The organism is Sanguibacter inulinus (assembly GCF_013415325.1).
Lineage (GTDB): Bacteria > Actinomycetota > Actinomycetes > Actinomycetales > Cellulomonadaceae > Sanguibacter > Sanguibacter inulinus.
The window spans coordinates 1-7,798 of sequence record NZ_JACBYE010000086.1; the positions used below are offsets into that span (position 1 = coordinate 1).

General features: G+C 71.3%; 5 protein-coding genes. 4 read left to right on the top strand and 1 reads right to left on the bottom strand.

Annotated features, from left to right (window positions below; all coding sequences use genetic code 11):
• Positions 1-239 precede the first annotated feature (239 nt).
• A complete protein-coding gene (locus HZZ10_RS18685) occupies positions 240-1,655 on the bottom strand; it encodes a CCA tRNA nucleotidyltransferase (RefSeq protein ID WP_218928959.1) in 1,416 nt (471 codons plus the stop codon).
• A 170-nt stretch (positions 1,656-1,825) separates the two neighbouring features.
• Between HZZ10_RS18685 and HZZ10_RS18690 the strand changes: the two genes are divergently transcribed.
• The 4 genes from HZZ10_RS18690 to HZZ10_RS18705 form a co-directional block, all read left to right on the top strand.
• A complete protein-coding gene (locus HZZ10_RS18690; RefSeq protein WP_056136303.1) occupies positions 1,826-2,446 on the top strand; it encodes an NUDIX hydrolase in 621 nt (206 codons plus the stop codon).
• Entirely contained in the window at positions 2,434-4,575 is a 2,142-nt protein-coding gene (locus tag HZZ10_RS18695) for a DUF6049 family protein (protein ID WP_179914667.1), read from the top strand. Before HZZ10_RS18690 ends, HZZ10_RS18695 begins: the two co-directional genes overlap by 13 nt.
• Entirely contained in the window at positions 4,572-6,266 is a 1,695-nt protein-coding gene (gene murJ, locus HZZ10_RS18700) for a murein biosynthesis integral membrane protein MurJ (protein WP_179914668.1), read from the top strand. Before HZZ10_RS18695 ends, murJ begins: the two co-directional genes overlap by 4 nt.
• A 71-nt stretch (positions 6,267-6,337) precedes the next feature.
• On the top strand, positions 6,338-7,798 hold a 1,461-nt coding region (locus HZZ10_RS18705; protein WP_179914669.1), incomplete at its 3' end, for a protein kinase family protein.

Below are 7,798 nucleotides of genomic sequence, written 5' to 3' on the forward strand. Positions count from 1 at the left end.
TGTATAAGAGACGGCAGCTCCCCACCGATCCGATCCGATCCGATCCGATCCGATCCGATCCGATCCGATCCGATCCGCGAGATCGTGACTTCGGAGCGAGATCGTGACTCCCAAGGGTCGATCTCGCTCCGAAGTCACGATCTCGATCGGGCGTGACGGGAGGAGGGGGCAGGGAGGAGGGCGCGGGGGGGTCGGCTAGAGATTGGGCAGCGAGAGATGGGACAGGTGCCCCAGAGCAGTCAGGCCTGCTCTGGGCTCCGCGCGGCCCACCAGCGGACGAGCTCCTCGCGGGCGGCCTCCGGGCCGATCGGGCCGCGGTCCAGGCGCAGCTCCATGAGGAACTTGTACGCCTGTCCCACCTCTGGCCCAGGCTTGAGCGAGAGAGCCTCCATGATCTGCTGACCGTCGAGGTCCGGGCGGATCGACGCGAGCTCTTCTTCACCGCGCAGCACCTCGATGCGAGTCTCGAGGTCGTCGTAGGCGCTCGAGAGACGCTGTGCCTTGCGCTTGTTGCGCGTGGTGCAGTCGGCCCGGGTGAGCCTGTGCAGGCGCTCGAGCAGCGGACCCGCGTCGGTCACGTACCGGCGGACCGCTGAGTCCGTCCATGCGCCGTCACCGTAGCCGTGGAACCGCAGGTGCAGCTCGACGAGCCTGGACACCTGGTTGACGGTCTCCTTGTCGAAGCGCAGCGCGCGCAGCCGCTTCGCGGTGAGCTTGGCACCGACGATCTCGTGGTGGTGGAAGCTCACCGTCCCGTTGCTCTCGAACTTGCGGGTCGCCGGCTTGCCGATGTCGTGGAGCAGGGCGGCGAGCCGCAGCACGAGGTCCGGGCCGGGAACCGGACCGTCAGGACCGGTCTCGAGGTCGATCGCCTGGTCGAGGACCGTCAGCGAGTGCTCGTACACGTCCTTGTGCCGGTTGTGCTCGTCGACGGCCTCCTTCATACCGACGAGCTCGGGCAGCACGTGGTCCGCCAGCCCCGACTCGACGAGCACGTGCAGCCCCTGCCGCGGGAACCTCGACACGAGCAGCTTCGACAGCTCGTCACGCACCCGCTCGGCCGAGACGATCGTGATGCGCTCGGCCATGTCACGGACGGCGGAGTCGGCCGAGGGGTCGACCGAGAAGCCCAGCTGCGCGGCGAAGCGAGCGGCGCGCATCATGCGCAGCGGGTCGTCGTCGAAGGACCGGACAGCCTCGATCGGGGTGCGCAGCACCTCGCGGGCCAGGTCGGTCAGACCGTCGTGCGGGTCGACGAAGGTGAGGTCCGGCAGCCGGACCGCCATCGCGTTGACCGTGAAGTCACGCCTGGACAGGTCACCGTCGAGGGTGTCGCCGAACACGACGAGAGGCTTGCGCGAGGCGGGGTCGTACTCGTCGGTGCGGTACGTGGTGACCTCGACGACCACCTCGGGCGCACCCCCGCGGGAGAACTTCTTGGCGCCGATCGTGCCGAACTCCTTGCCGATGTCCCAGTGCGCATCTCCCCAGGCGGCGAGCAGGCGCTGGGTGTCGTCGGGCCGGGCAGAGGTCGCGAAGTCGAGGTCGGCGCTCGACCGCCCGAGGAAGGCGTCCCGGACGGGGCCCCCGACGAGCGCGAGCTCGTGACCTGCTGCGGCGAAGATCTCACCGAGCTCGACGGCCTCGGGGGCCATCTGGGACAGAACGGTCGACAGACGCCGTCTGAGCAGGGCGACATTCGCGGGCACATCGATCTCCCGACCGCTCGCTAGGGCCGGATTCTCAGGGCTGGTGGACCCGCTGGCAGACCTCGTGGACTTCGACACAACATCAAAGCCTGCCAGACAAAGATAAAGTGGCCGACATGTCCAGCGCAGCGCACTCCGAGGGCCGCTCTCCGGTCCCCGCGCCGCCGGGAGGCCATCCTCTGCGGATCGACCCGCAGGCAGCCAGGCGAGCGGGGTCATCTGGCGCGCCCTCGTCCTATGGTTCCTCCGACCTCCCGGTCGTCGAGGAGACCTCAGCAGGCGGCCTCGTGGTCGCCGAGATCGACGGTCACCTGCACGCTGCGGTCATCGCGCGCCGCAACCGCGCCGGCCGCCTGGAGTGGTGCCTGCCCAAGGGCCACCTCGAGGGGGTCGAGACGGCCGAAGAGGCCGCGATCCGCGAGATCACCGAGGAGACCGGGATCGTCGGGACGATCCACCGCCGGCTCGGTGTGATCGACTACTGGTTCACCGGTGACGACCGCCGGGTGCACAAGGTGGTCCACCACTTCCTGCTCGAGGCCGTCGGCGGGTACCTGACGGTCGAGGGCGACCCGGACTCCGAGGCAGAAGACGTCGCCTGGGTGGCGTTCACAGAGCTCTCGGCGACCCTCAGCTATCCCAACGAGCGCCGGCTCGCCGCCGCAGCCTTCGAGATCCTGCAGGACCCTCAGCGCAGCTGGACCGCACCGCCCGACGCCCCGACATGGCAGCCCTAGACGTCAGGGCGCGGGGCACGCAGACGCGCACGGCGCGAGCCGCCGGACTCCTCCTCGCCGCGCTCCTGCTCGTGTGCCTGGTCGCCGGTCTCGCCTCGCCCTCCTGGGCCACGTCTCTCGCCGCCGCGGCGACGCCAGACACGTCCACCCCCACCTCGGTCCGGCTCGTCTCGATGAACCCCGAGGTCGTCCGCCCGGGTGACACGCTCACAGTCCGCGCCGAGGTCACGAACACCACGACCGAGACCCTCGCCCAGCCTGTGGCGACCCTGAGCGTGTCGAAGTACCGCTTCATCACCCGCGAGCGCCTGACCGCCTGGACCGATCTCACGCTCTCGGACGCCTTCGGGACTGTCCTGGAGTCTGTCGAGGTCCCGGCCGACCTCGCTCCGGGAGACTCGGCGATGGTCGACTTCTCGGTCGAGGCCGACTCGATGGGGCTGCTCACCAGCCTCGACGGCTGGGGTCCGCGCGGCATGGCCGTGACGCTCGCCGGCGACGGCACGACCCCGGCCTCCCTCGACCCCGTCGGTGCGCTGCGCACCTTCGTCCTGTGGTTCCCGGTCGAGGACACCGAGGTGACCCCCGTCGACGTGAGCGTCCTGGTCCCCGTCGTCGGGCCGGCTGTCGACCCTCTCGACCCTGCGGCGGCAGAGGCTTCCCTGACCGCTGCGGCCTCGACAGACGGGCGGCTGTCGAAGGTGCTCGCGAGCACCGAGGACCTCGCCGACGTCGGCTGGGCCGTCGACCCGTCCCTGGTCCGGGAGCAGACTCCAGCAGGAGGGGGCGACGCCTCCGCCACGACGGACACCTCCTCCCCCGGGCCCTCCGGCAGGATCGTCGACGGGGCTGCAGACCGCGAGGTCTTCGCTCTGCCTGCGGACGACCAGGACGTCGTGGCCCTCGCCGCCGCCGGCCTGCCGGTCCCGTCGTCACCGCCCCTCTCGGGCGACTCTGCCACCTGGCGCACGGACCTGTCGTGGCCCGCGGAGGACGCACCTGACGCACGGACGCTCTCGGCCGTCGCCGCCGCCGGGGCCAGCACCGTGGTCGCAGCGCCCGGCTCGTTGCCCCCGTCGGCGACGCTCAGCTACACCCCGAGCAGCCGCGCCTCGGTCCCGACGTCGTCCGGCGAGATCACCGCGCTCGTACCCGACGGCCCGCTCAGCGCCCAGCTGACCTCGGCCCAGACCGGGACCGCCGTCTCAGCCCGTCAACGGATGCTCGCCGAGCTCGCGATCGTCTCCCGAGAGCGGCCCGCCGAGGGCCGCCACCTCCTGCTGACAGCCCCTCGTGACTGGGCGCCCGACGCGTCTGTCGCGCGTGCCCAGCTCGAGTCTCTCGGGTCGACACCCTGGACCCGGCTGCGTCCGGTGTCGACGCTCATCGGCGCCGAGGACACCGACGTGGCGCGGACGGCTCCGGCCGAGTCCGCCGCCCCGGAGGGTGCGATCACCCGAGACCAGCTCTCGACGGTCGACAGCGCCGTCGCCGACCTGCGGACCTTCGCCCAGGTCGTCCCCGACCCGGCCAGCCTCGTCGGCCCCGTGGAGGAGGCCGCGCGAGCGGTGACCTCGGTCTCCTGGCGCGCCGACCCGGCCGGTCGCAGCACAGCCGTCGCCGGGACGGTGGCAGAGGTCGACAGGATCAAGGCGTCCGTCTCGGTCGTGACGGCCAAGAACTTCAACATCATCAGCACGGGGAGCCAGATCCCCGTCCAGGTGGTCAACGACCTCGACCAGCCGGTGACGCTGCGGGTCTCGCTCGACCCTGACGACCCTCGGCTCGTCGCCGAGACGACAGATCCAGTGACGATCGGACCAGGCCAAGAGGTCCGCGAGCAGGTCCCGGTGCGTGCTGTCGGCAGCGGCGACGTCCGCGTGACGGCCCAGGTACTCGCGCTCGACGGGACCGTGCTCGGCAGCGCCGAGCCCTTCGAGGTCAGGGTCCGCGCCGACTGGGAGAACATGGGCACGGCCGTCGTCGCCGGTCTCCTCGTGCTGCTGCTCGGCGGTGGCATCTGGCGTACCGTCCATCGTGGACGCTCGGACCGCCGGGTCTCCGCGGACGCCGTCGGGCTCGTCGAGCCCGCAGACGACGCACAGCACGCCGAAGGACACGACCGATGACCCTGCCTGCCACCTCGACCTCGTCGGTGGGCCGTAGCTCGATCGTCATGGCGTCGGGCACGGCCGTCTCGCGCGGTCTCGGGCTCGTCCGCAACATCCTCCTGGTGGCCGTCGTCGGCGGTGCCACGGGCCCGATTGCCGACGCCTTCGACATCGCCAACAAGATCCCGAACATCCTCTTCGCGGTCATCGCCGGAGGCATGCTCAACGCGGTGATCGTGCCGCAGGTGGTCCGGGCCTACAGGTCGCCCGACGGCCAGGAGTACCTCGACAAGCTGCTCACGCTCGCCGGGTCGGTGCTGCTGGTCATCACTGTCGTCTGCACGCTCGGTGCGAGTGTCGCGGTCGCGCTCTACACGGACTCCAGCTGGACACCCGCGCAGGTGGCGCTGGCCGTGTCCTTCGCCTTCTGGTGCATCCCCCAGCTGTTCTTCTACGGCATGTACACGCTGCTCGGCCAGGTGCTCAACGCGCGCGGGCAGTTCGGCCCGTTCATGTGGGCCCCTGTCGTCAACAACATCATCTCGATCGTCGGGCTGTCGATCTTCCTGCTCGTCTTCGGCCGGGTGCTGCTCGTGGACCCCAGCACCGGGACCCACCTGCCGACCGACGTGGTCGTCGCGTCCTGGTCCACGGCGCAGGTCACCGTCCTCGGTGCTGTCACCACCCTCGGTGTCGTCGGGCAGGCGCTCATCCTCGTCGTGCCGCTCTGGCGATCCGGCTTCAGGTACCGTCCGCGCTTCGGGTTCCGGGGCGCCGGGCTGGGCTCGGTCGGCCGCGTCGGCCTGTGGACCTTCGCGGCGGTCCTGCTCGACCAGGTCGCCGTGCTCGTCACCGCGAACATCACCTCGGGGGCGCCGCAGGCAGCATCTGCGGGCATCGCCGACGCCGCGGTGGCCGGCCCGGGCGCGTACTCGCAGGCGCTGATGATCTACCTGCTGCCGCACTCCCTCATCACCGTGTCGATCGCCACGGCGCTGTTCACGGGCATGAGCGCGGCGGCCGCCGGGGGCGACGTCGCGAAGGTGCGCGAGATCGTCTCCCGGGGCATGCGGGTCATCGGCGTGTTCACGGTCTTCGCGACGGCAGTGTTCCTCGTGCTGTCACGGCCGATCGTCAAGATCATCGTGCCGACCCTCAACGCCGACTCGCTGTCCGCTGTCGGGAACGTCCTCGCGGCGATGTCCCTCGGTCTCGCGCCGCTCGGCGCGATGGTCCTCATGAAGTGGGTCTACTTCGCCTTCGAGGACGGACGTACGGTCTTCCTCATCCAGATCCCGGTGACCATCGTGCTGGTCGTCGGTGCTGGCGCGGTCTGGCTCTTCGCGCCGGGGCAGTGGTGGGCCGTCGGTGCCGCGCTCGCGATGTCGGCGTCCAACCTCTGCGCCGTGCTGCTGCGGGTCCGAGGGATGCGCGACAGGCTCGAGGGACTCGACCTCGCACGCATCGTGCGCCTGCACGTGCAGCTCGTCGTGTCTGCCCTGATCGCGGCTCTGCTCGGCTGGCTCGTCCTGCACGTGTGGGGCTTCGCCCCGGGCGACTCGTGGCTCCGCGCGGTGGGCGTGACGGTCCTCGTCCTGACCACCATGACGTCGGTGTACGTCCTCGCCCTGCGCATCATGGGGGTCTCGGAGCTGAAGAGCCTGGCTGCACCGTTCCGCCGCTTCGTCCCCCGCCGATTCTCCACATGAGCCACGTACGATGGTGCGCGGCAGGCGTCGGTCTCGGCGCGCGCAGATGACGACTGACGGGAGTCCGTGGGGTGGCTGACCTGCAAGGTGGCGAGCTCGTCGTCGCCCGCTACCGGCTCGACGCACGTGCCCCGAGCGACCTCGTCGGCATCGAGGCCTGGGAGGCGACGGACCAGATCCTCGACCGTCCCGTCCGCCTGAGCATCATCACCTCCCCCGACGCTCCCCTCACGCTCGACGCGGCCCGCCGTGCAGCCCTCGTCTCCGACGAGCACGTGACCCGCGTGATCGACGTCCTCCACGACGCGGCCCGCAGCATCGTCGTCACCGAGCCCTACGTGGGCTCGACCCTCGCCGACCTCGTCGAGGCCCAGCCGCTGTCCCCGCACGCCGCGCGAGCCGTCATCGGTGCCGCAGCGACAGCCCTCGAGGCTGCGCGCCGCCGAGGCGTCCACCACGGTGCGCTCCGTCCCTCGGCGATCCGCGTGCACCAGGGCAGGGTCCGGGTCACCGGCCTCGGGATCGACGGCGACCTCGTGCACGGGGAGGCGCGGCTCGACGGCGACGCTGCCTCGCGCGCCGACACCGTGGCGCTCGTCGCACTCCTGCACTACGCCCTGACGGGCGACCTGCCCCGCGTCGCGCACGACGTCGAGGCGCTCGACCCCGGGGTCGTCGGCCCGGCCCGCCTGCAGGTCCCGGGGGCTCCTCTGGTCCCGCCCCGCGACGTCGACCAGGCTGTCCCGCGTGACCTCGACACCCTGTGCTCGGTCACGCTCGGCGACCACGACGACGGACCGGTCACTCCTGGGCAGCTCGTCTCCGAGCTCGCACCCTGGGACTCGGAGCACGTCCCGGTGACCGGCGAGGTCCCCGTCGCCGTGCAGCCGATCGAACCTCCGGTGACCCGCGAGGTCACCCGGCAGTCTGTCCGTACCCTCGCGGCGGGTGGGGCCTCGCGCGGGGCTGCCAGGCCTGGCACCCCGCCGCCCGCGGGCCCGGTCCGCCGGCCCTCGACCGGACGCATCCCCAGGGTCGCCCCTGCGGCGGCAGCTGCCGGTGCGACGTCACTGACCCTCAAGCACGCAGCAGCACCGGCGGCTCCGGCCGCGACGGCAAGCACTGCGGGCCCGACGACGACCGAGCAGGCGCCAGCGGCTCCCGCGGGCGTACCGAACACCACCCAGCCTGTGACCACCCAGCCTGCAGCGGCACCTGCCGCGATGCTGTCCGATCCTGGCCCTTCCGGCCGTGGCCCGGACAGCCCAGGAACGACCACGGCGCGCCCCGCAGACGACGGCGCGCGCCCTCAGACGACGAAAAGCGGCAGACGATTGCGCCTGAACCCGACTCCTTACGTGCTCGCCCTCATGCTCGTGCTCGTCGTGGGTGCCGGCGTCGTCGCGAAGAACACGCTGTTCTCCGGCTTCGAGCCCGCCGTGGTCGAGGCGAGCCAGACCCCGACCGAGGAGGCCCCTGCGGACGCCGACCCCGCGGCCGAGCCCCCGGCTGAGGAAGCCCCCGCTGAAGCG